This is a genomic window from Geobacillus thermodenitrificans subsp. thermodenitrificans DSM 465, assembly GCF_000496575.1.
Classification (GTDB): Bacteria; Bacillota; Bacilli; order Bacillales; family Anoxybacillaceae; genus Geobacillus; species Geobacillus thermodenitrificans.
Genome location: NZ_AYKT01000008.1, coordinates 40303 through 67261 on the forward strand (window position 1 = coordinate 40303; position 26959 = coordinate 67261).

19 protein-coding genes and 2 pseudogenes are annotated in these 26959 nt (G+C 44.2%); 20 read left to right on the plus strand and 1 reads right to left on the minus strand.

The annotated features are described in order from the left end of the window. Window positions 1-81: 81 nt before the first annotated feature. The 17 genes from DSM465_RS0109525 to DSM465_RS0109605 all read left to right on the plus strand — a co-directional run bounded on the left by DSM465_RS0109525 (window position 82) and on the right by DSM465_RS0109605 (window position 21918). Window positions 82-1083, plus strand: a complete 1002-nt coding sequence (locus tag DSM465_RS0109525; RefSeq protein ID WP_008880034.1) for a substrate-binding domain-containing protein — start codon at window positions 82-84, stop codon at window positions 1081-1083. An 18-nt stretch (window positions 1084-1101) separates the two neighbouring features. Further along, on the plus strand, window positions 1102-2889 hold the full coding sequence (locus tag DSM465_RS0109530; RefSeq protein WP_029761232.1) for a cache domain-containing sensor histidine kinase: 1788 nt from the start codon (window positions 1102-1104) through the stop codon (window positions 2887-2889). A 13-nt stretch (window positions 2890-2902) separates the two neighbouring features. Beyond that, a complete protein-coding gene (locus tag DSM465_RS0109535; protein ID WP_029761233.1) occupies window positions 2903-4105 on the plus strand; it encodes a response regulator transcription factor in 1203 nt (400 codons plus the stop codon). Between the two features lie 285 nt (window positions 4106-4390). After that, window positions 4391-5467: a multiple monosaccharide ABC transporter substrate-binding protein gene (gene chvE, locus DSM465_RS0109540; protein WP_008880038.1), complete on the plus strand. Its 1077-nt coding sequence runs from the start codon at window positions 4391-4393 to the stop codon at window positions 5465-5467. 73 nt (window positions 5468-5540) lie between these two features. Continuing rightward, window positions 5541-7082, plus strand: a complete 1542-nt coding sequence (gene mmsA / locus DSM465_RS0109545; RefSeq protein ID WP_011887528.1) for a multiple monosaccharide ABC transporter ATP-binding protein — start codon at window positions 5541-5543, stop codon at window positions 7080-7082. A gap of 1 nt (window position 7083) precedes the next feature. After that, a complete protein-coding gene (mmsB, locus tag DSM465_RS0109550; protein ID WP_029761234.1) occupies window positions 7084-8307 on the plus strand; it encodes a multiple monosaccharide ABC transporter permease in 1224 nt (407 codons plus the stop codon). A gap of 119 nt (window positions 8308-8426) precedes the next feature. Then, window positions 8427-9521, plus strand: a complete 1095-nt coding sequence (locus DSM465_RS0109555) for a GntR family transcriptional regulator (RefSeq protein WP_011887526.1) — start codon at window positions 8427-8429, stop codon at window positions 9519-9521. Window positions 9522-9612: 91 nt separating this feature from the next. Next, the gene (gene araD, locus DSM465_RS0109560; RefSeq protein WP_029761235.1) at window positions 9613-10299 is read left to right on the plus strand and encodes an L-ribulose-5-phosphate 4-epimerase; all 687 of its coding nucleotides are present in this window, start codon (window positions 9613-9615) and stop codon (window positions 10297-10299) included. A 15-nt stretch (window positions 10300-10314) separates the two neighbouring features. Then, on the plus strand, window positions 10315-12009 hold the full coding sequence (locus tag DSM465_RS0109565; protein WP_011887524.1) for a ribulokinase: 1695 nt from the start codon (window positions 10315-10317) through the stop codon (window positions 12007-12009). Between the two features lie 16 nt (window positions 12010-12025). Next, entirely contained in the window at window positions 12026-13516 is a 1491-nt protein-coding gene (araA, locus tag DSM465_RS0109570) for an L-arabinose isomerase (RefSeq protein WP_008880044.1), read from the plus strand. 499 nt (window positions 13517-14015) lie between these two features. After that, on the plus strand, window positions 14016-15323 hold the full coding sequence (locus DSM465_RS0109575; protein ID WP_008880045.1) for an ABC transporter substrate-binding protein: 1308 nt from the start codon (window positions 14016-14018) through the stop codon (window positions 15321-15323). Between the two features lie 126 nt (window positions 15324-15449). Continuing rightward, window positions 15450-16382, plus strand: coding sequence for a carbohydrate ABC transporter permease (locus tag DSM465_RS0109580; protein ID WP_008880046.1), 933 nt, complete (start codon window positions 15450-15452; stop codon window positions 16380-16382). A gap of 3 nt (window positions 16383-16385) precedes the next feature. Next, entirely contained in the window at window positions 16386-17231 is an 846-nt protein-coding gene (locus DSM465_RS0109585) for a carbohydrate ABC transporter permease (protein WP_008880047.1), read from the plus strand. A gap of 39 nt (window positions 17232-17270) precedes the next feature. Beyond that, window positions 17271-18779 (plus strand): arabinosylfuranosidase ArfA, encoded by a 1509-nt coding sequence (arfA, locus tag DSM465_RS0109590; protein WP_029761236.1) that lies wholly within the window; start codon window positions 17271-17273, stop codon window positions 18777-18779. 62 nt (window positions 18780-18841) lie between these two features. Beyond that, window positions 18842-19837 (plus strand): Gfo/Idh/MocA family protein, encoded by a 996-nt coding sequence (locus tag DSM465_RS0109595; protein ID WP_029761237.1) that lies wholly within the window; start codon window positions 18842-18844, stop codon window positions 19835-19837. Window positions 19838-19894: 57 nt separating this feature from the next. Next, window positions 19895-20704 carry an HAD-IIA family hydrolase gene (locus DSM465_RS0109600; RefSeq protein ID WP_029761239.1) on the plus strand — a complete coding sequence of 270 codons (810 nt, stop codon included), beginning with the start codon at window positions 19895-19897 and terminating at the stop codon, window positions 20702-20704. After that, a complete protein-coding gene (locus DSM465_RS0109605) occupies window positions 20701-21918 on the plus strand; it encodes a sn-glycerol-1-phosphate dehydrogenase (RefSeq protein ID WP_029761241.1) in 1218 nt (405 codons plus the stop codon). Before DSM465_RS0109600 ends, DSM465_RS0109605 begins: the two co-directional genes overlap by 4 nt. A 305-nt stretch (window positions 21919-22223) precedes the next feature. Here the strand turns inward: DSM465_RS0109605 and DSM465_RS20365 are convergent. Then, window positions 22224-23558: pseudogene (locus tag DSM465_RS20365) on the minus strand (DDE-type integrase/transposase/recombinase). A 167-nt stretch (window positions 23559-23725) separates the two neighbouring features. Between DSM465_RS20365 and DSM465_RS0109620 the strand changes: the two are divergent. From DSM465_RS0109620 to DSM465_RS0109630, 3 genes and pseudogenes are all read left to right on the plus strand, one after another. Then, window positions 23726-23932: pseudogene (locus DSM465_RS0109620) on the plus strand (Gfo/Idh/MocA family protein); the annotation flags it as partial. Window positions 23933-24437: 505 nt separating this feature from the next. Then, complete coding sequence (locus tag DSM465_RS0109625) at window positions 24438-26168, plus strand: sensor histidine kinase (protein WP_008880055.1); 1731 nt, start codon at window positions 24438-24440, stop codon at window positions 26166-26168. After that, window positions 26168-26959 carry a response regulator transcription factor gene (locus DSM465_RS0109630; protein ID WP_008880056.1) on the plus strand — a complete coding sequence of 264 codons (792 nt, stop codon included), beginning with the start codon at window positions 26168-26170 and terminating at the stop codon, window positions 26957-26959. The genes DSM465_RS0109625 and DSM465_RS0109630 overlap by 1 nt, the downstream gene beginning before the upstream one ends.

The window sequence follows — 26959 nt, forward strand, 5'->3', positions numbered from 1 at the left end:
ATAATACGTCATCCCATTGGTTTCGATTGATGAAAGTTTTTATTAAAGAGATTTAAGAATATTGCAGGGGGGAGGGTTAATATGAAAAAATTAGCAATTATTTATGTCTGCTTGATTGGTTTGTTTCTTCTTTATATATATCGCTATCATTTCGAAATTTCTCACCTTCGTTTATCCTCCCAAGAAGAGACGGCATTTCAAGGCCAACCTAACGAAAAATACGTCATGATCACCTTCCAATCAGGAATGGATTATTGGAAGCGCTGTCTCAAAGGGTTTGAAGACGCCGCCGAGGAGTTGAACGTCTCTGTAGAATATCGCGGAGCGACACAGTATGATGTCAATGAACAAGTGACGGTGCTAGAACAGGTGATCGCAAGGAAGCCGGCGGGTATTGCTATTTCGGCGATTAATCCGACAGCGTTGACGAAAACGATCAACAAGGCAGTGGAGAAAGGAATTCCAGTTGTGTTGTTTGATTCGAATGCTTCGGGAAGCAAGGCGTTTTCGTTTTTAGGGACGAATAACTATAATGCTGGAGTGACAGCAGCTCATGAAATGGCGAAACTGTTGGGGAATAAAGGGAATGTCGGGATCATTACTTCGCCTTATCAGCTTAATCACCAAGAGAGAACAAGAGGGTTTGTCGAGACAATTTATCAAAAATACCCACAAATGCATGTGGTGGCTGTAAAAAATGGGAAAGGGGATGTTAGGGCTTCCAAACAGGCGGCGATAGAGATCTTAGAGGATTACCCAGATGTGCAGGGGATCTTCGCAACGGAAGCGAATGGGGGAGTTGGCATGGCCGAGGCCGTTGTGATGTTGAATAAAAAGCATGTAAAATTGATTAGTTTTGATACGGAAAAACAAACGTTAGATTTGGTGAAGAAGGGTGTCATTGCTGCGACATTGGCGCAAGGAACATGGAATATGGGATACTGGTCGTTGCAGTTTTTATTTCAACTTCATCATCGCCTTACGTCTTCTTCGCGGTCAGGGGATTTGCCTCTGCCGGTGTATGTCGATACAGGGATCACGGTTGTTACGAAAGAAAATGTGGATCGTTTTTATGCCAGATAAAGAAGAAATGAGTGATCGATGTTGGGAGTACGAAAACGTTGGCGAGTTCGTCATTGGCCGATACGGTACAAGTTTGTTTCCTTGTTGCTGATTTCTATGATTGTCCCTGCTCTCGGGCTTGGAGGCCTAGTGAGCTGGGCGGTTGACCGAATCATCGAGCGGCAAGTTAACGAAAATACGTTACAGTTAATTAGCCAAGTCAATAGAACATTAGAGTTTTATGTTAATAATATGCAAAATATTACGTATTTAATTGCATTTAATCCTGAGACGAAAGCATTTTTCGACCGCTCCACCTCTAGTGATGAGTATGAGATTCGTCAGTTTTTGCAAGGGATTACAACGTTATATCCTGAAATTGCTGGAATCTTGGTTGTCAACCAATATGGCGATTATATTAGCAATGAAATGTACAGCCGCTCCTCGCAACCGTTGACAGAGGAATCGTGGTATCAGGAGGCGGTTAAAAATAAAGGGATTTTTAAAATGATTGGCCATCCTGGTGGGCGAAATGTCCTTTCCCATGCCAATTATTCAAGCGAAGAGGTCGTATCCGCAGTACGGGCGATTTTAGAGCCTGAGACGCAAAAGGTGAAGGGAGTCGTGCTTATTGATTTAAAGCTGCGAGTCATTGCAGAAGCGACAAAAAACGTCCGTCTTGGGAAATGGGGACATTTGCTAGTGATAGATGAGCGAGGCGAGAGTATTTATACTCCAAGCCCATCGCCGCTTCGAACAATTCCGCTGCGATGGGTTCAAGGGAATAGTGGTACGTTTTCGAAAGAAATAAACGGACAACATATCCAGTTGATTTATCAACGCTCCCCGTTTACCAATTGGACGATTATCGGAGTATTTTCTGGCAATGAATCGGCGTTAGAAGTGATGGAAATCCGTTTTTATATCATCAGCTTCATCTTTTTCGTTTGTTTTATTGCGCTCGGCGCCTCGTATTACTTATCTTTTTCGTTATCGCGCCCAATCAGCCAGCTAACAGCTTTTATGAAAAAAGCGCAAGCAGGCGATTTAACGGTCCGTTATCATGATGAACGTATGGATGAAATTGGGATATTAGGCCGAAGCTTCAACCATATGTTGGATCAAATGCAACGTTTTATTTCTTTGGCAGAATGGCAGGAGCGACAGCGTTGGGAAGCGGAGTTGCGGGAGCTGCAGGCCCAGATTAAGCCGCATTTCCTTTACAATACGTTAGATACGATTCAGTGGATGGCGCGAAAAAAAGGGGCGGATGATGTAGCGGAAGTGGTGGGTGCGCTGGCAAAGCTGTTCCGCATCGGGTTGAGCAAAGGAAGGAACATGATTCTTTTCGCTGAGGAGATCGAACATATAAAAAGTTACTTGCACATTCAGAAAGTTCGTTATAAAGATAAGTTAAACTACACATTTGATATTCCTGAACATTTGCAACAGTTCTATGTGTTAAAATTGTTGTTGCAGCCAATTGTGGAAAATGCTATTTATCATGGCATTAAACAGCGAAGAGGACCGGGGCATATTTCGATTCAAGCAGAAGAGCGAGATGGAACGATGTATATTCGCGTGAAAGATGATGGGATTGGAATGTCCCGGGAGCGGCTTGAGGAGCTGCGGAAAAGTCTAACGATTGACTTTACAGCGGGAGATCAGGAAGGCAAGATGAGAAATATAAAAGGATACGGAATGGTCAATGTACAGGCTCGGTTGCAATTAACATTCGGTCCGTCTTATCGGTTGTATATTGACAGTGAAGAAGGGAAAGGAACGACCGTGATGATTGTGCATCCAATGATCATGAACCTCTCTTAGGAGGGACGAAGAAATGTGGAAAGTGCTAATTGCGGATGATGAGATGATTATTCGTGAAGGAATTCGAGAATCGATCGACTGGGATCAATTCAATATGGAAGTGATCGCGGAAGCGGAAGATGGGGAAGAGGCGCTAGAATTAGCGATAAAGCATGAAGTGCACGTATTATTTGTAGATTTGAGCATGCCGATTATGGACGGGCTGACACTTATGAAACATGTGCGAGAGAGGCTGCCGCACTGCCATATGATCGTGATTACTGGTTACGATGAGTTTTCATATGCGCAAGAAGCACTCCGTCTCCAGGTGGATGATTACTTGTTAAAACCAACGGACCCAAAGCAATTGCGCGAAGTAGTGGCGAAGGTGAAAGAGAAACTTGAACGTGAGCATCAGGAGAGAGGATATGTAGAGCTATTAACGAGTCAAGTACAAAAAAATGTCCGGTTGCTTCGCCAGCAATTAGGAGTCGAATGGGTAGAAGGAAGATTGACGGAAGAGGAAATGATGAGACAGTTGCCTTTGCTTGGCCTTCCATCATTTTGTCCTGTTCAAGTTGTTGTCATTCAATGGTTCTCGTTTAAAAATCAACCCATTATGAACGATCGGGATCGACACATTCTTTTGTTTGCGATAGAAAACATCGTGTCTGAATTGTTGGTGAATCACGAAATGTTGGTTTTTCGCGATTCAAATGGGTTCGTTGTTGTCATAGTTTGGACACCGATTAGTGAAGAACAGCGTAGGGGGATTGAAGCCGCATTAAAGCAATATTTGTACATTGGAGCTAGCGCTTATATGGAAATGGTAGAGGGAGGGGTGACCGGGGTGATTTCGGCGTATGAAAAATGTAAGAGGAAGATGGAGGAAGAAAAGCGTCTTTCTCCGGTTGTCCGCCGCGCCAAACAGTATATACAGACACATTTTAGCCAGTCAGAACTGACACTTGAGTCGGTTGCTCAATTTCTCAATGTCTCTCCCATTTACCTGAGCCGAATGATCAAGCAAGAGCTAGGCATTTCTTTTGTTCACTTATTGACGAAAATTCGACTGACGAAGGCGGTTGAGCTACTTTTATCTACGGAACTACCTATTCACGAAATTGCCGAGCGAGTCGGCTATGATACACAACATTATTTTAGCACGGCCTTTAAAAAAGCGATGGGAGTGCCTCCAAACCAATATCGGAAGATACATCTAGAACGTGAGGCATAGCTAGTAGCCAAAACAGATCACGTTTTCATTTTGCGGGAGCTGACCTCAAAAGCCGCCTGCCTTCCACAGACATACTAGATATCGATTCAAGGAAGATTCATTGTTTACATATGGTAATCAAAAAGGGTGTCCCAATTTGTAGGGACATCTTTCTTTTTTTGAAAACGCTTCAATAAAGTTAAATTTTTATAAAAATCGTTAATTGATTAAAAAGACGTACAATTTAATCAATGATATAGTAAAAGCACGAAGAAAATATACGTACAAATTTTAGGAGGGGGAAAAATGAAAAGATTTTTATCTACACTAACGTTACTGTTCCTTGTATTGGCGTTGTCTGCATGTGGCGGCATCGGAACGAGTGGCGGAAAGAACGCTGGGTTTGTCGGTATTTCGATGCCAACAAAGTCATCGGAGCGATGGGTGCGTGATGGGGAAAGTATGGTGAAAGAGTTTGAGAAGCTCGGTTATAAGACGGATTTGCAATATGCTGAAGACGTAGTCGAAAACCAGGTATCTCAAATTGAAAATATGATCACCAAAGGCGTTAACGTGTTAGTCATTGCACCGATTGATGGGGAAGCGTTGACCGACGTATTGGAAAAAGCGAATAAACAAGGGATTAAGGTGATTTCGTACGACCGCTTAATCAAGAATAGCAAGTATGTGGACTACTATGCGACATTCGACAACTTTAAAGTTGGTGTGCTGCAAGGCCAATACATTGAACAAAAGCTTGGGCTTAAAGAAGGAAAAGGCCCGTTCAATATTGAGTTGTTTGCTGGATCTCCAGATGACAATAACGCTTATTTCTTCTTTGATGGAGCCATGTCGATTTTAAAACCGTACATCGATTCAGGAAAGCTAGTGGTAAAAAGCGGTCAAACAAAATTCGACCAAGTTGCAACACTCCGTTGGGATGGGGCGACAGCTCAAGCGCGTATGGATAACTTGCTGAGCGCGCATTATACGGACGCTCGTGTTGATGCCGTACTGTCTCCGTACGACGGTATTAGCATCGGGGTCATTTCTTCCTTAAAAGGGGTCGGTTATGGGACCGCGAGCAAACCGATGCCGGTAATCACGGGACAAGATGCGGAATTGGCTTCAATAAAATCGATTATTGCTGGTGAACAAACACAAACGGTATTTAAAGATACGCGGGAATTGGCGAAAAAAGCTGTTGAGATGGCTGATGCAGTATTGAAGGACAAAAAGCCGGAAGTAAACGACACCAAAACATATGATAATGGGGTAAAAGTCGTGCCGTCTTACTTGTTGGAACCGATTTCCGTCGATCAATCGAATTATGAAAAAGTGCTAGTCGATAGTGGCTATTACAAAAAAGAAGATTTGAAATAAGCTTGAGAGAAAAAGCGGATATAAGGGCTGCTGTCCCTTATATCCGTGCTCTCTTACGAGGAGGCGGGGGAGTATGTGTGCATTTATTTTGGAAATGAGGGGGATTACGAAACAATTTCCCGGAGTGAAAGCGCTTGATAATGTGAATTTAAAGGTGCGAGAAGGAGAAATTCATGCGCTTTGCGGGGAGAATGGGGCAGGAAAATCGACATTGATGAAAGTGTTAAGTGGCGTTTATCCATATGGGACGTATGACGGGGAAATTTTATTTAAAGGAGAAGTATGCAAATTTAAAGATATTAAACAGAGCGAGCAATTAGGGATTGTCATCATCCATCAAGAGCTTGCCCTAATCCCCTATTTGTCCATTGCTGAAAACATTTTTTTAGGGAATGAACGGGCGAAAAAAGGAGTCATTAACTGGAACGAAACGTTTGCACAAACAAAAGAGCTGTTGCAGAAAGTTGGATTGGATGAATCCCCCCACACGTTGGTCGGTCAACTTGGAGTCGGCAAACAGCAATTGGTGGAAATCGCGAAAGCATTATCCAAAGAAGTAAAATTGCTTATTTTGGATGAGCCGACGGCGGCATTGAATGAAGATGACAGTGAAAATTTATTAAACTTGCTTTTAGAGTTTAAAAAACAAGGTTTGTCTGCCATTATTATTTCTCATAAGTTGAATGAAATTGCCAAGGTCGCCGATTCGATCACGATTTTACGGGATGGAAAAACGATTGAAACATTGGATATGAAGCGCGATGAAGTGACCGAGGATCGAATCATTCGCGGAATGGTGGGGCGTGATTTAACGAACCGTTATCCGACAAGAACGCCGAAGATCGGTGAAGTTATATTTGAAGTAAAAAACTGGACCGTACATCATCCTGTTTATCCCGAACGCAAAGTAATTGATAATGTTCATTTGTCAATTCGCAGAGGAGAAATTGTGGGAATCGCCGGTCTCATGGGGGCAGGTCGAACTGAATTGGCCATGAGCATCTTTGGTCGATCATACGGAAAGAAAATCAGCGGTGAGATATGGAAAAATGGGGCCAAAATCGATGTAAGCGATGTTAGTAAAGCCATTGCCAACGGGATCGCTTATGTAACCGAAGACAGGAAAGGAAATGGCCTTATCTTAATGGAAGACATTCGGAAAAATATTACGCTTTCTCGCTTAGGAAAAATCTCGAACCATTTTGTGGTCGATGAAAATAAGGAAATTATTGAATCGGAACGATTCCGTAACCAATTCAAAATTAAAACGCCAAGCGTGTTTCAAAAAGCGGAAGCGCTTAGTGGTGGAAATCAGCAAAAAGTCGTTTTAAGTAAATGGATTTTTGCCGAACCGGATATTTTGATTTTGGATGAACCGACAAGGGGAATTGATGTAGGGGCGAAATATGAAATTTATACGATCATTCATCAGTTGGCGAATGCAGGGAAAGGCATTTTAATGATTTCTTCCGAGCTTCCAGAAATTCTCGGGATGTGCGACCGGATTTACGTGATGAGCGAAGGACGCATCACTGGTGAAGTTGTACGGGAAGAAGCGACACAGGAAAAATTAATGAGACTAATGACAAAAACGGCTATTCGGGAGGGAGTATAAGATGGAAGCACCGATGCAAAAAACAGTACACCAACTTTCAAAGCGGTCAACAAAGGACGAACGGTTAACTTTCAAACAGATGATAAAAAGCAATATGAGAAGCTATAGCATGGTGATCGCTCTCGTCTTGATCATGTTATTGTTTCAATTATTAACGGGAGGCATTTTATTAAGGCCGCTAAATATTACGAACTTAATCTTGCAAAACAGTTATATTTTAGTGTTGGCTGTTGGAATGATGCTTGTCATTATTACTGGACATATCGACTTATCGGTCGGATCGGTGGCAGCCTTTGTCGGGGCTTTGGCTGGCATTCTTATGGTTCAACATCATGTACCGGTTTGGATGACAGTTCTCATTTGCTTAGTGCTAGGAGCCTTGATTGGGGCATGGCAAGGATTTTGGGTTGCCTACGTGAAAATCCCGGCGTTTATTGTGACGTTGGCAGGCATGTTACTGTTTCGTGGGTTGACGATGGTCATTTTAGAGGGGCAATCAATCGCCCCGTTTCCGAAAACATTCCAAAATATTAGTTCTGGGTTTCTTCCGGATCTATTTAATGGGGGATCTCTTCATCTTTTCACTCTTGTGGTCGGTTTAGCGATTTCTGTCTTATTTATCGCATTGGAATGGCGAAAACGAAACAGCCAAAAAAAATACGGCTTTGCGGTCAGTCCTGCCCCGGTGTTTGGGATAAAAATGGCCGTCATTGTTGCCGTTATTATGATCTTCTCTTATATTTTGGCGACGTACGAAGGAATTCCGACAATCTTAGTTATTTTGGCTGCGTTGATCATCGCTTATTCATTTGTCGCTAATCGAACGGTCGTTGGGCGTCACATTTATGCTATTGGCGGCAATGAAAAGGCAGCCCAACTGTCAGGGATTAAAACAAAACGTGTCACTTTTTGGGTGTTTGTGAATATGGGGGTATTGGCCGCTTTGTCCGGACTAATTTTTGCTGCCCGTCTCAACGCAGCGACGCCAAAAGCAGGAAATTTGTTTGAACTCGATGCCATCGCGGCATGCTTTATTGGAGGTGCATCTGCTTATGGCGGCGTCGGTACGATCGGTGGGGCGATCATCGGTGGTCTTGTCATGGGCGTAATGAATAACGGGATGTCCTTACTTGGACTGGGCATCGACTGGCAACAAGCCATTAAAGGACTTGTTCTGCTTGCCGCTGTTGCCTTTGATATTTACAACAAAAACAAAGCTGCGTAAGCAAAACAAAGGGTCAAGCCAATCTGCTTGGCCCTTTGTTATTAAAAATAGATACGAACAAATGAGAATTGCTATAATAAAATTAATTTGTATCTCATTTTTGTCGTTGAGGTGGACTTATGAAGGAGAAAATGGTGCCAAAATATGTGCAATTAAAGCAAGAAATTTTATCTTGGATCGTGTCTGGAAAAATGAAGCCGGATGAGAAAATTCCAACCGAGCATGAAATCGCCAACCAGTTTCAGTTAAGTCGTCATACGGTTCGGCAGGCGCTCGGGGAGCTCGAGAAGGAAGGGTGGCTGTACAAAATTCAAGGGAGCGGCACATTTGTGTCCCGGCCGAAGTCAAAAGAACAAGTGGATACGAAAACCATTGGGATCATCACTACTTATATTTCCGACTATATTTTTCCGCATATTGTCCGCGGGGCGGAGGAGACGCTGCGGGAAAAGGGATACCGTCTTTTGCTGGCCAGTACGAATAATGATAAACAGCGAGAGAAAGAGCAGCTTGAGGAGATGATTCGAGAACCATTAAGTGGGTTGATCATCGAGCCAACCAAAAGTGCACAAGGGAATCCGAACCTAGGCTACTACTTGTCGCTCAATAACCTCCATATTCCGTATGTCATGATTAACGCTCGCTATTTGGAAGTGAGCTGTCCATGCGTGAAAATGGATGATGAGCAGGGCGGATTTTTATTGACCGATCATCTTATTCGTTTAGGGCACCGCCGGATTGCTGGTTTCTTTAAAACCGACGATTTGCAAGGAGTGGACCGTTTGCGCGGCTTTATTCGCGCTCACCAGCAGCACGAGATGCCTGTTGCAACAGACTATCTTCTTTCTTATGCAACAGAGGAGAAAATGACAAAACCGCTTGAGGTGGCAAGACAGTTTTTGCAACGCCCAAAAGGGGAGCGACCAACTGCCTTTGTCTGCTATAACGATGAGCTGGCGATTTTACTTCTTGAGGTGATTCGTCAACAAGGATTATCCGTTCCTGATGACCTTTCGATCGTCGGGTTTGATGACTCGACGTTTGCGACAGCGACGGAAGTGAAGTTGACGACGATCCGTCATCCAAAAATGGAAATGGGGATCGAAGCAGCGCAACTGCTTATTCAAATGATCGAACAGCCAACGGCTGAAACGATCAGGGATATTATTTATAAACCTGAGTTAATTGTCCGGAACTCTACTAAAGAAATATAAAAATATGTCCAAAATACAGAAAAAAGTATGGAAAAATTGTACGTACAAAATTATAATGGAGGTGAAGAGACTTTTATAGGGAGTGGGGGTTATGCTTGAGGAGCTGAAACGGGCTGTATTTGAGGCCAACCTGCAGCTCCCACAATACCGCCTTGTGACATTTACATGGGGAAATGTGAGCGGGATTGACCGGGAGCGCGGGTTGGTTGTCATTAAGCCAAGTGGGTTGGCGTATGACAGACTGACTGCGGAAGATATGGTGGTCGTGAATTTAGACGGCGAGGTGGTGGAAGGAGAGTGGAAACCGTCATCGGACACTCCGACCCATCTCTGGCTGTATAAACAATTTCCGGGAATCGGAGGAATTGTGCATACCCATTCGACTTGGGCGACTGTTTGGGCGCAGGCCGGGAAAGGGATTCCTCCGTTGGGGACGACGCATGCCGACTATTTTTATGGCGAAATCCCGTGCACTCGGCCGATGACCAATGAGGAAATTCAAGGGGAATATGAACTCGAAACCGGCAAAGTGATCACCGAAACGTTCCACTTCCTCGACCCGTTGCAAGTGCCAGGCGTTTTGGTGCATGGCCATGGACCATTTGCCTGGGGAAAAGACCCAGCAAACGCAGTCCACAATGCCGTTGTTTTGGAAGAAGTGGCGAAAATGGCGGCAAGAACGTACATGCTCAATCCAAATGCACAGCCGATCAGCCAGTCGCTGCTTGACCGTCATTATTTACGCAAGCATGGTGTAAACGCTTACTATGGACAATAAGGGAGGGAGACTGCGATGGGGAAAAAGTACGTCATCGGTATTGACTATGGGACGGAATCGGGGCGCGCAGTTCTCGTTGATCTAGAGGGAAACGAAATTGCGGATCATGTCACTCCGTATCCTCACGGAGTCATTGATGAAGTATTGCCGGAATCGAACGTACAATTAGAACCAGACTGGGCACTACAGCACCCAGGTGATTATATCGAAGTGTTGGCGACTGCTGTTCCGGCTGTATTGCAAAAGTCAGGGGTCAACCCGGCGGATGTGATTGGGGTTGGTATTGATTTTACCGCTTGCACGATGCTGCCGGTCGATGCTTCCGGTGAGCCGCTTTGCCTGAAGCCCGAATTCAAGCATCGTCCACACAGCTGGGTGAAATTGTGGAAACATCATGCTGCCCAGGATGAAGCGAACTTGCTCAATGAAATCGCGGCGAAAAGAGGCGAAGCATTTTTGCCGCGCTACGGTGGAAAGATTTCATCTGAATGGATGATTGCGAAAATTTGGCAGATTCTGAACGAGGCGCCTGATATTTACGATCAAACCGATCTTTTTTTAGAGGCAACCGACTGGGTAATCTTCAAAATGACCGGTCAAATGGTGCGAAATAGCTGTACGGCCGGCTATAAATCGATTTGGCATAAACAAGACGGCTATCCAAGTAAGGAGTTTTTCCGGGCGCTTGACCCGCGGTTGGAACATTTAACAGAAACGAAACTGCGTGGTCCGATCGTTCCACTCGGCACAAGAGCCGGAGTGTTAACAAAGGAAATGGCTGCCATGATGGGGCTCCTTCCCGGAACCGCCGTTGCGGTCGGAAATGTTGATGCCCATGCGGCTGTACCGGGTGTCGGGGTCGTTGAGCCAGGCAAATTGGTGATGGCGATGGGAACATCGATCTGCCATATGTTGCTTGGTACGGAAGAAAAGTATGTGGAAGGAATGTGCGGGGTTGTCGAGGATGGCATCATTCCGGGATATTTCGGCTATGAAGCCGGGCAGTCAGCGGTGGGCGACATTTTCGCTTGGTATGTTGAACAAGGCGTTCCGGCTTATGTGAAAGAAGCGGCGGAAAAAGAAGGGGTTAGTGTCCATGAGTGGCTGGAAAAGCGTGCTGCTGCTTACCGGCCGGGGGAAACCGGATTGCTCGCTTTAGACTGGTGGAACGGGAACCGTTCGGTATTGGTCGACACCGATTTAACCGGGTTGATCATTGGCTATACGCTGCTAACGAAACCAGAAGAGGTTTACCGTGCATTGCTTGAAGCAACGGCCTTTGGAACACGCAAAATTATCGATGCCTTTGTTGAAAACGGTGTCAACGTGGATGAACTGTACGCATGCGGCGGATTGCCACAAAAAAATAAGCTACTCATGCAAATTTATGCCGATGTGACCAACCGCGAGATTAAAATTGCGGCGTCGAAGCAAACCCCGGCAGTGGGGGCTGCCATGTTTGCGGCGGTCGCGGCCGGCAAAGAAAACGGTGGATATGAGTCGATCGTTGAAGCAGCACAAAACATGGGGAAAGTGCGTGAAGAGACGTTCAAACCGATTCCGGAGAATGTCGCCATTTATGAACAGCTGTATCAAGAATATACGAAACTGCATGACTACTTTGGCCGCGGAGAAAACGATGTGATGAAACGGCTCAAACATTGGAAAGAGACCGCGCGGGCGGCGAAAGAATCTATGACTTTATCGTGAATGGGGAGAGGCAATCATGTTATCATTACGTCCTTATGAATTTTGGTTTGTGACAGGAAGCCAGCACTTATACGGGGAAGAAGCGTTAAAACAAGTTGAAGAACATTCAAGAACGATCGTCAATGAGTTGAACCGTGATTCGGTGTTTCCGTTCCCGCTCGTCTTCAAACCGATCGTCACAACCCCAGAAGAAATTCGCAACATTTGTCTTGAGGCGAATGCGAGCGAACAATGTGCCGGCGTTGTCACATGGATGCATACGTTCTCGCCAGCGAAGATGTGGATTGGCGGCCTTTTGGAGTTGCGAAAACCGTTATTGCATCTTCACACTCAGTTTAACCGTGATATTCCGTGGGACAGCATCGATATGGACTTTATGAACTTAAACCAATCGGCTCACGGTGACCGAGAATACGGATTTATCGGTGCGAGAATGGGAGTTGCCCGGAAAGTCGTCGTTGGTCATTGGGAAGACCCAGAAGTCCGCGAGCGGCTGGCGAAATGGATGCGGACGGCCGTCGCCTTTGCGGAAAGCCGACATCTTAAAGTTGCGCGTTTCGGCGATAACATGCGTGAAGTGGCGGTAACGGAAGGGGACAAAGTGGGAGCGCAAATTCAATTCGGCTGGTCGATCAACGGTTATGGCATTGGGGATTTGGTGCAATCTATTCGCGATGTTTCTGAACAAAGCGTCAACGAACTGCTTGATGAATATGCTGAACTATATGACATTGTACCTGCTGGCCGTCAAGATGGACCGGTTCGTGAGTCGATCCGTGAGCAGGCGCGGATTGAGCTTGGGTTAAAAGCATTTTTGCAAGACGGGAACTTCACTGCCTTTACGACGACGTTTGAAGATTTGCACGGCATGAAGCAACTTCCAGGACTAGCGGTTCAACGGCTTATGGCAGAGGGATATGGATTTGGCGGCGAAGGCGACTGGAAAACGGCTGCTCTCGTTCGGTTGATGAAAGTCATGGCGGATGGCAAAGGAACATCGTTCATGGAAGACTACACGTACCACTTTGAGCCGGGCAACGAAATGATTCTTGGCGCTCATATGCTCGAAGTATGCCCGACGATCGCGGCAACGCGACCGCGCATCGAAGTTCATCCGCTTTCGATTGGTGGAAAAGAAGATCCAGCCCGTCTCGTGTTTGACGGCGGTGAGGGCGCAGCGGTCAATGCTTCGCTGATTGACTTAGGGCACCGTTTCCGTCTCATTGTCAATGAAGTCGATGCGGTGAAACCGGAATACGACATGCCGAAATTGCCGGTTGCCCGTATTTTATGGAAACCGCGCCCGTCGTTGCGTGATTCAGCTGAAGCATGGATTTTAGCCGGCGGTGCTCATCACACATGCTTCTCGTTTGCCGTCACGGCTGAACAGCTGGAAGACTTTGCGGAAATGACCGGCATTGAATGTGTCGTGATCAATGAACATACTTCCGTCTCGTCATTCAAAAACGAACTGAGGTGGAATGAGGTATTTTGGCGAGGGAGGTAAGGTTAAATAGCACGTAATTCATATAGCGCGAAATCAAGGACACGGGTTGGAAGAAGAGCCCGTGTCTTTGTTTTTTAACAACTAATGTTATGTAAAAAGTTGCTGATCAATAGAGGAAGTAAGCTCTAATGTTTAATAAAAGTAATCAATGTGAGAGAAGTTATATGGACATGTTTTAGCACCATTTTGAGGCGTAAAAAAACATTTACTGACTTTTTTAAATTTTTGGTTGAAAAAAATAGACATAATGGTACAATTAAGTTAAAAGTTATACGTACAAAAAATCATACAACCAGAAATGGATATTTATTTGTAAGGTCAAATTGTTTTCGGATCCTTTAAAAAGGATTTGAAATAAACTTCAGAGGAGGGGTGGTTAATTTTAAAAGCGTTTTCAACAATAGCGGCAACATATAGTAAGTAGAAATCATGTCTTCAAGAGAATTGTTGCTGATAGGGGTCATTGATCCGCGTTCGAAATCAGGGGGGAGGTAAACCGATGAAGAAGTTGTCTTTATTACTACTAGTATTCATTATGGCTGTATCAGCGTTTTTAGCTGGTTGTTCAAGTGACACAAGCAATTCCGGTCAATCAAGTAAAGATACAAATGGTGCTAATAAACTAACATTATGGACATTTGGAGAGCAACATGCTGAGTTTTTTGAGCTTATGGCTGATGAGTGGAATAAAACACACCCTGACAAAAAGATTCAGCTCGAAACTACCACTTATCCGTATGATGACATGCATAACAAACTGCTTTTATCTTTGCAATCCGGAGTAGGAGCGCCGGACATTGTAGATATTGAGATCTCTCGTTTCTCCAACTATTTAAAAGGAAAGCCGCAGTTAGTAGAGTTAAATGATATTATAGACCCCGTGAAAGACAAAGCCATTCAATCGAGATTCGACATCTACTCTAAAGATGGAAAATACTATGGAATTGATTTTCACGTAGGTGCAACCGTCATTTACTATAATAAAGAATTATTGGATAAAGCAGGGGTAAATCCCGATGAAATCGTTACGTGGGATGATTTTAAAGAGGCGGGTAAGAAGGTAGTTAGCGCCACAGGGAAGCCTATGATTACAATTGAAACAGACGGTCCATGGACTTACTGGCCTCTAGTTGTACAACAAGGGTCTGATTTTTACGATAAGGATGGGAATGTAATTTTAGATAACGATATCAACATAAAAACATTAACATTTTTGAAACAACTGTTAGATGAAAAAATTGCTATAGCTGCTCCGGGTGGGGATCATCATGCAGAAGAATATTATGGGTTTATGAACAAAGGGGGAGCTGCCTCTGTTGTGATGCCGATGTGGTACATGGTGCGGTTTACGGACTACATGCCGGACTTAAAAGGAAAGATAGTGATTAAACCAATGCCAAAATGGACGGCAGATGGAAAACGTTCAGCAGGTATGGGCGGTACTGGAACCGCTATCACTAACCAATGTAAGAATGTAGAGCTTGCAAAGGAGTTTTTAGCGTTTGCTAAATTATCTAAGGAAGCCAACATTCAAATTTGGAAAGAGCTTGGGTTCGACCCGATTCGTTGGGATGTTTGGAGTGATCCTGCGTTGAAAGAACCAAACAAATATACAGAATACTTTGGAGATTATATTTTCGATGTTCTTATGAGCATGAAAGATGAGATCGATTCGCCGACAGTTACCGAAAATACTCCAAAAATGAATGAGTTAGTTGTCCAAACTGTGTTGTACAAGGTTTTAAAAGAGAAGAGCATGTCCCCGGAACAAGCTTTGAAAAATGTCGCAAATGAAATGAGAAAGTAATAAGCAAAAGTGGTTTGGATTCTCGAGGGAAGATTCGAGTGACGCCATAGCTTTGAGTCTTCCCTCGCCATTTAATGTTTCCCGGCTTGGGAAGAGTATAACATTGGGAATAAGGGGGGACTATCGGTGGAAAATAAATTAGACTACTCAGTACAGGCAGTACCCCAGAAACGAAAAGGAAATGGGATTATTTTTTCTCAAAAAGTTGCTCCGTATATTTTTGTATCGCCGTTTATCCTGTCCTTTTTAATATTTTTCCTTTATCCTTCCATTTCGACGATTATAATGAGTTTTCAAGAAGTATTACCTGGTGAAACGAAGTTTATTGGGGTAGAAAATTATAAAAAACTACTCAATCCACATTTTTATGCAGCTTTGCGTAATACAACAATTTACACTATTTGGACACTAATTATTCTAATCCCACTTCCTTTAGTGCTAGCGGTCATATTGAATTCTAAGGCTATACCAGGACGTAATTTTTTTCGCTCTGCCTATTTCATACCGGCCTTAACTTCTACCATTGTAGTCGGGGTAGTGTTCCGCTTAATCTTTGGAGAGTTGGAATCGGCGCCTGCGAATGCGCTATTGAAATTGCTAGGACTGCCAGCCCAACAGTGGACGATGCATTGGGGAACAGGAATGTTTTTAATGGTATTTTTAGCTTCTTGGAAGTGGCTAGGGGTGAATATTTTGTATTTTCTCTCGGGGTTGCAAAGTATTCCGAAAGAACTCTATGAGTCGGCAGAGATAGACGGAGCTGGGATGTTCAGGAAGTTTTTTTATATTACACTTCCACTTTTAAAACCCGTAGTCATCTATGTGTTAACGATTAGTATTTTTGGCGGGTTCAGAATGTACGAGGAAAGTTTTGTGTTTTGGCAAAATCAGTCTCCTGGTGATATTGGACTTACTTTAGTAGGTTACATTTATCGGGAAGGGTTTATAAATAATGACATGGGATTCGGTTCTGCTATCGGGATCGTGCTTCTGATCATCGTGTTTGTTATTAATATCATTCAGTTGAAGGTTACTGGCGCCTTCAAGAAGGAGGGGTAAGGTTTGACGCAGACGGCCAAAATCCACCCGATCGCAAAGGTGATAGTTGTATTAATACTGTTGTTCTTAGCTATTGTTGCACTTTTTCCGTTTTTTGCCTTATTACTTGCATCCTTTAAGCCATCTACGGAGTTGCTCAGATATGGCTTAAATTTAAAATTACAGGCACATTTGCTGTCATTTAAAAACTATATCTACCTTTTCCAGGAAGGGGCAAAATATCTGGCTTGGTATAAAAATAGTTTGATTATTACCGCTGTGGGAACTGTGTTATCTTTACTCTTTTCTTCTATGGTTGGGTATGCATTGGCAGTGTACGATTTCAAGGGTAGGAATGCAATTTTTATTCTTGTTTTGACTGTAATGATGATTCCTATCGAAATTTTGATGTTACCTTTATACAAATTGATGGTGTCCTTCAAAATGATTAACACATACTGGGGGGTTATTGTCCCCACCATGGTAGCCCCTATTGCTATCTTCTTTTTTAGGCAATACGCATTAGGATTGCCAAAGGAATTGCTTGATGCAGCTAGAATAGATGGATGTTCCGAATTTAGAATTTTTTTCAGCATTATGGTTCCGTTAATGAAGCCTGCGTTTGGAGCGATGGCTATTTTACAGGCAATGGGTTATTGGAATAGCTTTCTATGGCCGACCGTCATTCTGAGAACAGAGGATATGTTCACGTTACCAATCGGCTTATCAGGGTTGTTAACACCTTATGGTAATAACTACGATATTTTAATTTCTGGATCTTTGTTAACGATTCTCCCGATTATTGTATTATTCATGTTTTTCCAACGTTACTTTATTTCTGGTTTAACGGTAGGAGGAGTGAAAGGTTAATAGCAATGATTTAAACCATATGGAAAGGATGTATTAATTATGAGTGTGAAAAGAGCCCAAATGATCATCGAAAAAGACTTCAAAATCGCTGAAATCGACAAACGGATTTATGGCTCTTTTATCGAACATCTCGGCCGCGCGGTATACGGAGGGATTTATGAGCCGGGTCATCCACAAGCGGATGAAAACGGCTTCCGGCAGGATGTCATTGAAATGGTGAAAGAGTTACAAGTACCGATTATCCGTTATCCGGGCGGGAATTTTGTGTCCGGTTACAACTGGGAAGACGGAGTCGGACCGAAAGAAAAGCGGCCGCGGCGTCTTGATTTGGCGTGGAAGTCGGTGGAAACCAATGAAATCGGGTTGAATGAATTTGTTGATTGGGCAAAGATGGTCGGGGCCGAAGTGAATATGGCCGTCAACTTAGGAACGCGCGGCATTGATGCGGCACGCAACTTGGTTGAATACTGCAACCATCCATCGGGCTCGTATTACAGCGATTTGCGCATTTCCCACGGCTATAAAGAGCCGCATAAAATTAAAACATGGTGTCTAGGCAATGAGATGGACGGTCCGTGGCAAATCGGCCATAAGACGGCCGTTGAGTACGGACGAATCGCTTGTGAAGCGGCCAAAGTGATGAAATGGGTGGATCCGACAATTGAACTTGTTGCGTGCGGAAGTTCAGGTAGAAATATGCCAACATTTGCGGAATGGGAAGCGATCGTTCTTGATCATACGTATGAGCATGTCGATTATATTTCCCTCCATCAATACTTTGGAAATCGAGATAATGACACGGCGAATTATTTGGCGATGTCGCTGGAAATGGATGATTTTATCCGTTCGGTTGTGGCCATTGCTGATTATGTGAAGGCGAAAAAACGAAGCAAGAAGACGATTCATCTTTCGTTTGATGAATGGAACGTATGGTATCACTCAAATGAGGCGGATAAGCAAATTGAACCGTGGACCGTTGCGCCGCCTCTGTTGGAGGATATTTATAACTTTGAAGATGCGCTTCTTGTCGGCTGCATGCTTATTACGCTCATGAAACATGCCGATCGGGTGAAAATTGCCTGCTTGGCTCAATTAGTGAATGTCATTGCACCAATCATGACGGAAAAGAATGGCCCGGCATGGAAACAAACGATTTACTATCCGTTTATGCATGCCTCTGTTTATGGCAGAGGGGTGGCGCTGCACCCAGTCATTTCAAGCCCGAAATACGACAGCAAAGACTTTACGGATGTGCCGTACTTAGAGTCGATTGCGGTTTACAATGAAGAAAAAGAAGAAGTAACGATTTTCGCCGTCAACCGTGATATGGAAGATTCGTTATTGCTTGAATGCGATGTCCGCAATTTTGAGGATTATCGCGTCATTGAACATATCGTGTTGGAACATGAAAACGTGAAACAAACGAATTCAGCGCAATCTTCTCCGGTTGTTCCGCACCGCAACGGCAATGCCCAGATGTCCGCTGGAAAAGTGTCGGCTACGCTGCCGAAGTTATCGTGGAATGTCATCCGTTTAGGAAAACGATAAGGAAATGAAGGCTGGTCTGAGGGCCAGCCTCTCCCATTGCAAACAGGAAGGAGAGACGAAACATGGAACATAAAGTCCGCTTTGGTATTATGAGTACAGCCGCCATTGCCAAAGACGCTATGATTCCGGCCATTCGCCGGGCGGATCACGCTGAAGTCGTGGCGATCGCCAGCGAAAGCGGGAAAGCCAGCCAAGTGGCGCGGGAGCTCGGCATTCCAAAGGCGTATGACAACTACGAACAGCTGCTTGATGATCCGGACATCGACGCAGTGTACATTCCGCTTCCGAACAGCCTGCACGCTGAATGGACGATCAAAGCGGCAAAGAAGAAAAAACATGTGCTTTGCGAAAAACCGGCTGCCTTATGTGAAGAGGATGTCCGACGCATGATCGAGGCGTGCGGGAAAAACGGTGTTTTATTCATGGAAGCATTTATGTACCAGTTTCATCCGCAGCATGAGCGAGTGAAGCAGCTTTTAGCTGCTGGGGAGATTGGCGACATCAAGTATATGCGTGCCCATTTCTCTTTTTACTTGCAAGACCGGGAAACGAATATCCGTATGAACCATGAGCTTGGCGGGGGAAGCTTGTTTGATGTCGGTTGCTATTGCGTGCACTCGACAAGACACATCCTTGACGCCGAACCAATCGAATTATTCGTTCAATCCTATTTTGATCCGCACCGTTCGGTCGATTTAACGACGAATGGTTGGATGAGGATGGAAAACGGTGTTCTCGCCCAGTTCACGTGCAGTTTTGATATGTTTCCACAAAATGAATATGAAGTGGTTGGCACAAAGGGAAAAATCGTTGTCTCGCGGGCGTACCGTCCAGATGTCAATGAAGGTGAGGGGCGGATTACGGTTGTGACTGACGATGGAAATATAAGAGAAGAAACAGTGCCAGGTGATCAATACACGTTGCAAATCGAACACTTTTCGCGCGGCATTCTTGAAGGTTTACCGCTGTTGTATTCGTCGGAACAAATGATCAAACAGGCGCGGGCGCTTGACGCTTGCCGCACATCGATGGAGACAGGAAATATTGTACGGTTATAAGGGAGCAAAGTTCACAGAGATATTACATACTTACATACGAAGGCAAAGAAGAGGGGGATGCCGGTGACGGATGAAATTGAAGGTGTGTTGATTGATTTGGACGGGACGATATGGAAAGGGAATCAGCTGATTCCGCATGCGGATGAGGCGATCGCCCACCTCCGCTCTCTTGGAAAACGCATCGTGTTCGTCAGCAATCGCGGCAATTGGTCACGGCGCATGTGCTATGAACAGCTCACACGATTCGGGATGGCCGTAACAGAAGAGGAGATTATTTTATCCTCAACGGTCACAGCACAATTTTTGCGCGAACACTATCCGCTCTGTCAAGTTTGGACGCTGGGGGATAAGGGGCTGCGCGAAGAGTTGCGCCTTCACCAAGTTCGATTGGCAGCCGTGCCGGAGGAAGCGGACTTTCTTGTTATTACACTGCATGAGACAATGACATATCAAGACTTGAATTTAGCGTTTCGCGCTGTTTCTCATGGAGCGCGTATCATGGCGACCAACATTGATAAAACGTTCCCTAATGAACATGGGAATGCCATTGATGTAGCGGGGATGGTCGGGGCGATTGAAGCGGCGACGGGGCGAAAGGTGGAATTCGTATTTGGAAAGCCAACCTGCTTTATGGCTGAAGCGGCCTTACGTCAGTTACAAGTGCCGCCTAACCGTTGTCTTATCATTGGTGACAGTGTGGAGTCAGATATTCGCATGGGGCGGATGCATGGGATGAGAACCGCTCTCGTGTTGACCGGTAATACAAAGCCGAGTCAGCTTGACGCATTGAGGGCCAAGGAACGGCCCGATTATGTGTTGGGCTCGATTGGCGACATCATCCGCTTAGGGAAGGAGATCATGCAATGAATCAAACATTGGACAACATCGTTTCATTAGCCAAGCAATGTCAGTGCGGGCATCATCATTATGATATTTCGATTGAACAAATCGTCGTAAGCCATGAGGCGTTTAACCAGTTGGCCGCTTATTTGCGATACAAACAGTATAAGAAAGTCGTTGTGGTGGCTGACAATCGCACGTTTACGGCGGCAGGGCGATCATTGTGCGACAAACTGAAAAACGAATCGGTTCTCTATACAGTGTGCCTTATTCAGTCAGATGAAAATGAAGATGTCATCGCCGATGAGCGTGCGATCATGCAAGTGCTGCTAGAAACGCCGAATGATGTCGATGCTTTCATTGCCGTAGGAGCGGGAACGGTTCATGACATTACTCGTTTTAGTAGTTACAAAATGAAAGTTCCGTTCATTTCGGTTCCTACTGCTCCATCGGTCGATGGATTTACGTCCATGGGCGCTCCGCTCATCATTCGCGGGGTGAAAAAGACCATTCAAGCACAGGCGCCGATTGCTGTGTTTGCCGATACGGATGTGTTATGCCAAGCACCTAAAGCGATGATCGCTGCTGGATTCGGTGACATGGTGGCAAAGTATACGTCATTGGCCGACTGGCAGTTTGCCCATTGGATGGCGAACGAGCCGTATTGCCCGCTTGTTTATCAGCTGACGATACAGTCGCTGAACGCTTGTGTCGACCATATGGAGGATATTGCTGCGGGGAATGAAAAGGGGATTCATGTATTAATGGATGCGCTTCTTCAGTCGGGCATCGCCATGTTACTCATGGGTCAATCGTACTCCGCTTCCGGTGCCGAGCATCATCTTTCTCACTATTGGGAAATGGAATTTTTACGTCAGAATAAACGGCAGGTGCTCCATGGAGCAAAAGTGGGGGTATCGACTCCGATTATTGTGGAGCACTACCAACGTGTCTTTTGGCCTTTGTTGAGCGAATTAAAGCAATGCCCAAAGTCAATGGACGAAACCATATGGGAACGGCTCAAAATCTATACGGACTCTATTCAGGAGCTGCTTGAATCGTTGCCCTCCCCAGAGCGTATTCGGGCAATGGTAGAGAAAGTAGGCGGGGCGGTTGCTCCACAACAGCTCGGTATCGATCCATTGTTAGTAGAGCGTAGTTTGAAAGAAGCCCATCGGTTGCGTCTGAATCGTTTCACGATGCTCTATTGTTTAAACGAATGTATGTTGATGGAAGGGTAGCGTCAAAGGTTTTATGAAAACTCTACACATACTATCCCCTTGAGCATCTTAGGGATGCCTAAGGCCGGATTCACCCTTGACCAACACTTGCCAAAGGAGCGAAAGAGTCGCTAAGGGAGATGGGGACAAAAAAGAAGACAATCGAAAAGCCACTCTTGCCCTTACCGAATGTTGCTTTTGGCGGTGTTCGGTTGGTCAAGGGTTCCCGACTCCATCAGGTTTTCTCTTCAGTAGGTTCTGGAGGACAAAAAAAGTTAGGCTGCCTTGTTTCGAAGAGAGTTCTGAGCCAAGGCGATAAGCTTTGTCTAGCGGGTCGGCATATGTGGAAGATCAGTCAGTTCCAGGATGACGACCGGTACCTAGACTTCGAGCGCGCCGTGTTGGGCGCAGAAAGTTGAAGTACGCCGCAAACAGCGTCACAAAGGACACTGGAGCCTTCTTCCGTACAACTCCATGAGTCGGGCGGTAGTTGTCTTTAAAGGTCTGTTTGAATCGCTCAATGATTGGCTTGAGAGGGCGAAACTCTTCTAACACCGGATCCTCATTGGTCAGCCCGATCACTTGGTGGACATGGAACGAGATCCCATGCTGGGCGAATAATTGCTGCGCCAGACAGTAAATGAGATTGCCATCCACGACGAACGACAAGTCGCTGGGAAGGGACGGCAGCTTCTGCAGGACATCATCCATGGCCTTGATAGCCGAGAGCGTGTCTCGGCTGGGTGGAGATGCGATACGACAGTCCGATCTTTTTCACCGTGTCGAATATAAAGAACAGGTCATGCCAACGGCATTTCACACGAATATGCGTCTCGTCCCCACAGAACGAAGCGACCTGTTCATACGGGAACCGGTCACAAAGGACTTGATTCAAAGTGCGGCGTTGTTGGCATAGTTAAGCACCGTCTAATTCGAGATCGACCTTGCCATGGATCTCCTTCATGGCGGCTGCCGTCATGTGGGAGGACATCCTCGAAGTTGATATGATACGTCAGCCTGAGTCCTAACATGTGCGGTGACACAGCCATCCGGGACAAATCGACCTTCGGATTGATGGGCGGCAAGGAAGTCAGTGGGAGAAAGTCAAACAAGAATTCTCGAAACCAATATCCCACATTGAAGGATTGTGGATCTTGGAGAAAACATCGGTGTTTCTTGTTCGTCATCCGTCGAAGGTTGGCCTGGTAAAACGGGCAATCTTTACATTCCTTGATTTTTTTCAACGTCTTTTTGCAGTGCGGGCAACGAAAGACCACTTGCTTGGTGAACCGATTTCGGTGGTTGAACCGGCACTGGCACACTTTGCATGGTTTTTGCCCTTTTCTACCATTGATGGTGTACAGGTAGGAGGAGGGAGCCTGGCAGCGATGGCAGATCAGTGAATCAGGAACACCGTGTTTCGCCTTCGGGCGACGTTGAATGGGCTACAAAGGACGGCTGTGCTGCGCCTCGTAGTCTGTTAGAAGCTTTCGAAAGTCGATCGTTTTCGGCACATCGATGATCGGAAGGTCATCGACCTGAAGTTTCCGGTACGGCTTTTGGACGGGTTCGTCCAAGTCCTCAAGATTCAAGGATTTTCCAAATATCATACCCATTAAGTATACAATGATTTGATATTGGGTCTTGATTATTTCGAGCAAATAGGCTAATCATTGAGGTAACAAGCTTGTCACTCCTTTGTTTTGGCTGTTGAGTATGTGGCTACCTCAATGATGGCCGAAAAAATAGGGATCGAGAACTTTTTTCTTTCAATCGTTAAAACTCAAGGAAAAAATGTTAGTGTGGAGGATAAACGTTTGACAGTACCGATGGCGGTGAGGGGAGAATCACCGTTGTGACCGATGACGGAAATGTAAGGGAAGGCGATCAATACGCGCTGCAAATCGAGCACTTCTCGCGCGGTATTCTTGGAGGCACACTGCTGTTGTATTCTCCAGAGCGCATGATCAAACAAGCGCAGGTGTTAGATGCTTGGCGTACATCGATGAAGACGGGAACGATCGTAAGGTTATAAGGAAAGAAGCACCCTTTACGTATGAGAAGTGGTGTAGAACAGGATTAACGAAAACTGAGGGCAAAAATGTAATCGCTGGTTGAGTAGATCGGTGAGTGTATCTCAACCAGCGTTTTTTTATTGGTTAATAATGAATTTAAATGTAATCTTTGTTTAGGTTATATACAAACTATTTAAAAACTACTATACTGTTTAGTTAGAAGAGTCTGTTCTCTTTAATTATTCAGGCAAAAGTAAGGTATAACCAAAACGGAAAGATACTCGACTCGTGAGCGTGGAATTATTAGCAACCAATCTAACATAAGCATAGTTTAAGCAACTAGCTTTCTGATGAAGTGATGCATTTTTGTTTTATAACTCTTTTCCGTAGTGTTGGAGGATGTCACAGTTATACATTGAATGCTTGGATGGTACAGGTGCGGTTGAGAAATTAACATTTCAACGTACGTTGTGTTAATCATAACTTGTAGGACGGCAATTTTACTATAGAAAGGTACGTAACGTTATGGTAGATCGTATAAAAAAATGGAACACGCTGCGGAATCAAATATTAGTTATATTCTTATTTGTTATGATCATCGTACTGTCTATAGTCAGTATCATTACCCTCAGACAAGTATCTTTACTTATCAAGAATAATGCGGAAGATCAAATCAGGCAGACAGCTGTCGAGGCGAGCGGGAGGATTGATTCACTGTTTGAACAGTTAAATACGGCAACAAAATCTATTATGACGAATCACGAAGTTCAAAAACTATTTGAACGAATGTATTTAGGGAAGAGCGTAACGTTTGCGGAGTTACAGGGACTAAAAAGCATTGTAAATAATATTCAGGCGAACTCTGAAGGAGTTTATTCAGTTGAATTATATACTACAGATTTAAAGCAGATTTTTCCGCTGAACGACTCAACTAAAATGTTTCAGCGTATCAATGTAAAATGGATCCATGAAGCCGAACAAGCGAAAGGTAAGTTGGTTTGGATAGGAGAAGATCCGAAAAATGACGATTTTTATTTGGCGATTAGACGAATATCCTTGATCGAGCATAATTTTGAGAATGGCGGCTATTTATTGGTCCGGATTAATAAACCATATTTTTCAATTACCGAAGTAAATACGCAACAATATTTATTTGTATTGGATCATGAGTGGAATCCGATTTTTTCTAACTTTTCAAAATCAATCGATGTTCTTTCTTTGAAACATCAGTCAACTACAAAGATTAATCAGATTGAATATATGGTGACGAAGCAATCCTCTACTAAAGGATTTACCGTTGTTATATTAACTCCTGTTAGTGCTCTTACAAAGGGAATGAATGGCATCCGTCTGGGAATTATTTTTGCCGGTATCATTGGGATAGTGATTTACTTCTTATGTTCTTTATTTCTTTCCAATATGATTACAAAGCCGATTGTCAACTTGACAAAAACGATGCGACTTGCTAATGAGGGATTATTAACTATTGATCCGGAAACGATCACTGTTAATGAAATAAGAGAACTGAATAGCACATACAACCAATTGGTGAGGGAAACGAACCATCTGATTAAAACGGTATACCAAAAAGAAATTATTCGTAGCCAAAGTGAGTTAAAAGCGTTGCAGGCACAGATTAATCCTCATTTTCTATATAATACTTTGGAATCGTTGCGTTGGTCCTTAGAAGAAAAGGGGGAAGAAGACTTAGCTGATGTGGTCGTTTCGATGTCGGATTTATTTCGTTATACTATCAGTAGAAATTCAAACGACGATTGGGTCACGTTGAAAGAAGAGTTTGATCATATTGGGAATTACATAGAAATTATAAAATTTCGGTTTGGTGACCGCATAAAGTGGTGTTTGCTGTTACCGGAGGCGCTAGAGCATGTAAAAATCCCTAAGCTTTTAATTCAACCATTGGTTGAGAACGCGGTCGTACATGGTTCGGAAAATCAATTAGCTTCTTGTACCATTACGGTAGCGGCCGAGCTAGCTTCAGATAGTTATATACAGATCGTTGTGGAGGATGACGGGGTCGGGATGGACGAGGAAAGACTGCAGGCTGTCAAACAGGCAATGGATACTGGTGATATTATTTCAAAAAGTGGGAAGGGAATGGCTTTGCATAATGTCAAAAAACGCTTGCAGCTTTATTATAATGAGGAAATAAGTGATAGTATAACAATTTGCAGCCATAAAAACAAAGGAACGAAGATAACGCTGAAAATTCCTGTTAACGGAGGTGAAACGTAATGTACGATAAGACGATCTTAGTCGTAGATGATGAACCAAGAGCGAGAGAGGGGATTAAAAGGGCGTTGGAAAAGTGGGCCTCTGGCAAACATAGAATTATGACAGCCTCCAATGGGAAGGAGGCATTAACGATTTTACAACAAGAAAAGGTACATGTATTATTGACGGATATTCGAATGCCAGAGATCACGGGTCTTGAAGTGTTGGAAAGGATGAATGAAGAAGAAGTTTCTCCCGTTGTGATTATCATCTCCGCCTATCCTGATTTTGATTATGCGCAAAAAGCCATCGGCCTTGGTGTATTGAATTATTTATTGAAGCCCATTAAAAAAAGTGAGTTGATCGATGCGATTGAAAAAGCCATACATGTTTCTAATAAGAAAGAGAGAGAAAGGGTCATCGAAAAAGTGATTGATGATAAATTGATAAACGCTTTTGATCAAAGTAGCCAAACACGTGAACCAGTCCGGGAAGCCATTCAGTTTATTGATCACCATCTAAAGCAGGACTTATCGTTAAAAGATGTAGCAGAACATGTCCATTTGAACCCAAGTTATTTTAGCACGCTGTTTAAAGAACAAATGAAACTGACATTTAGTGAATATCTTACAAGAAGGAGAATGCAGCGAGCGAAAGAATTGTTGATTACGACAAGAATGACTGTGTCGGAAATTGCTGAAGAATGCGGATACAAAACAACTAAATACTTCATTCGGTTATTTAAAGAAATGGAAGGAGAGACGCCGAATAGCTACCGAAAACGGCAAAATAAAGGGGTTTCAATTATCTGA

Excerpts from the sequence above, each read along its gene's own strand:
- DSM465_RS0109525 (WP_008880034.1), top strand. The coding sequence starts at position 82 with ATGAAAAAATTAGCAATTATTTATGTCTGCTTGATTGGTTTGTTTCTT.
- DSM465_RS0109530 (WP_029761232.1), top strand. The coding sequence starts at position 1,102 with ATGTTGGGAGTACGAAAACGTTGGCGAGTTCGTCATTGGCCGATACGG.
- DSM465_RS0109535 (WP_029761233.1), top strand. The coding sequence starts at position 2,903 with ATGTGGAAAGTGCTAATTGCGGATGATGAGATGATTATTCGTGAAGGA.
- chvE (WP_008880038.1), top strand. The coding sequence starts at position 4,391 with ATGAAAAGATTTTTATCTACACTAACGTTACTGTTCCTTGTATTGGCG.
- mmsA (WP_011887528.1), top strand. The coding sequence starts at position 5,541 with ATGTGTGCATTTATTTTGGAAATGAGGGGGATTACGAAACAATTTCCC.
- mmsB (WP_029761234.1), top strand. The coding sequence starts at position 7,084 with ATGGAAGCACCGATGCAAAAAACAGTACACCAACTTTCAAAGCGGTCA.
- DSM465_RS0109555 (WP_011887526.1), top strand. The coding sequence starts at position 8,427 with ATGAAGGAGAAAATGGTGCCAAAATATGTGCAATTAAAGCAAGAAATT.
- araD (WP_029761235.1), top strand. The coding sequence starts at position 9,613 with ATGCTTGAGGAGCTGAAACGGGCTGTATTTGAGGCCAACCTGCAGCTC.
- DSM465_RS0109565 (WP_011887524.1), top strand. The coding sequence starts at position 10,315 with ATGGGGAAAAAGTACGTCATCGGTATTGACTATGGGACGGAATCGGGG.
- araA (WP_008880044.1), top strand. The coding sequence starts at position 12,026 with ATGTTATCATTACGTCCTTATGAATTTTGGTTTGTGACAGGAAGCCAG.
- DSM465_RS0109575 (WP_008880045.1), top strand. The coding sequence starts at position 14,016 with ATGAAGAAGTTGTCTTTATTACTACTAGTATTCATTATGGCTGTATCA.
- arfA (WP_029761236.1), top strand. The coding sequence starts at position 17,271 with ATGAGTGTGAAAAGAGCCCAAATGATCATCGAAAAAGACTTCAAAATC.
- DSM465_RS0109595 (WP_029761237.1), top strand. The coding sequence starts at position 18,842 with ATGGAACATAAAGTCCGCTTTGGTATTATGAGTACAGCCGCCATTGCC.
- DSM465_RS0109600 (WP_029761239.1), top strand. The coding sequence starts at position 19,895 with ATGCCGGTGACGGATGAAATTGAAGGTGTGTTGATTGATTTGGACGGG.
- DSM465_RS0109605 (WP_029761241.1), top strand. The coding sequence starts at position 20,701 with ATGAATCAAACATTGGACAACATCGTTTCATTAGCCAAGCAATGTCAG.
- DSM465_RS0109625 (WP_008880055.1), top strand. The coding sequence starts at position 24,438 with ATGGTAGATCGTATAAAAAAATGGAACACGCTGCGGAATCAAATATTA.
- DSM465_RS0109630 (WP_008880056.1), top strand. The coding sequence starts at position 26,168 with ATGTACGATAAGACGATCTTAGTCGTAGATGATGAACCAAGAGCGAGA.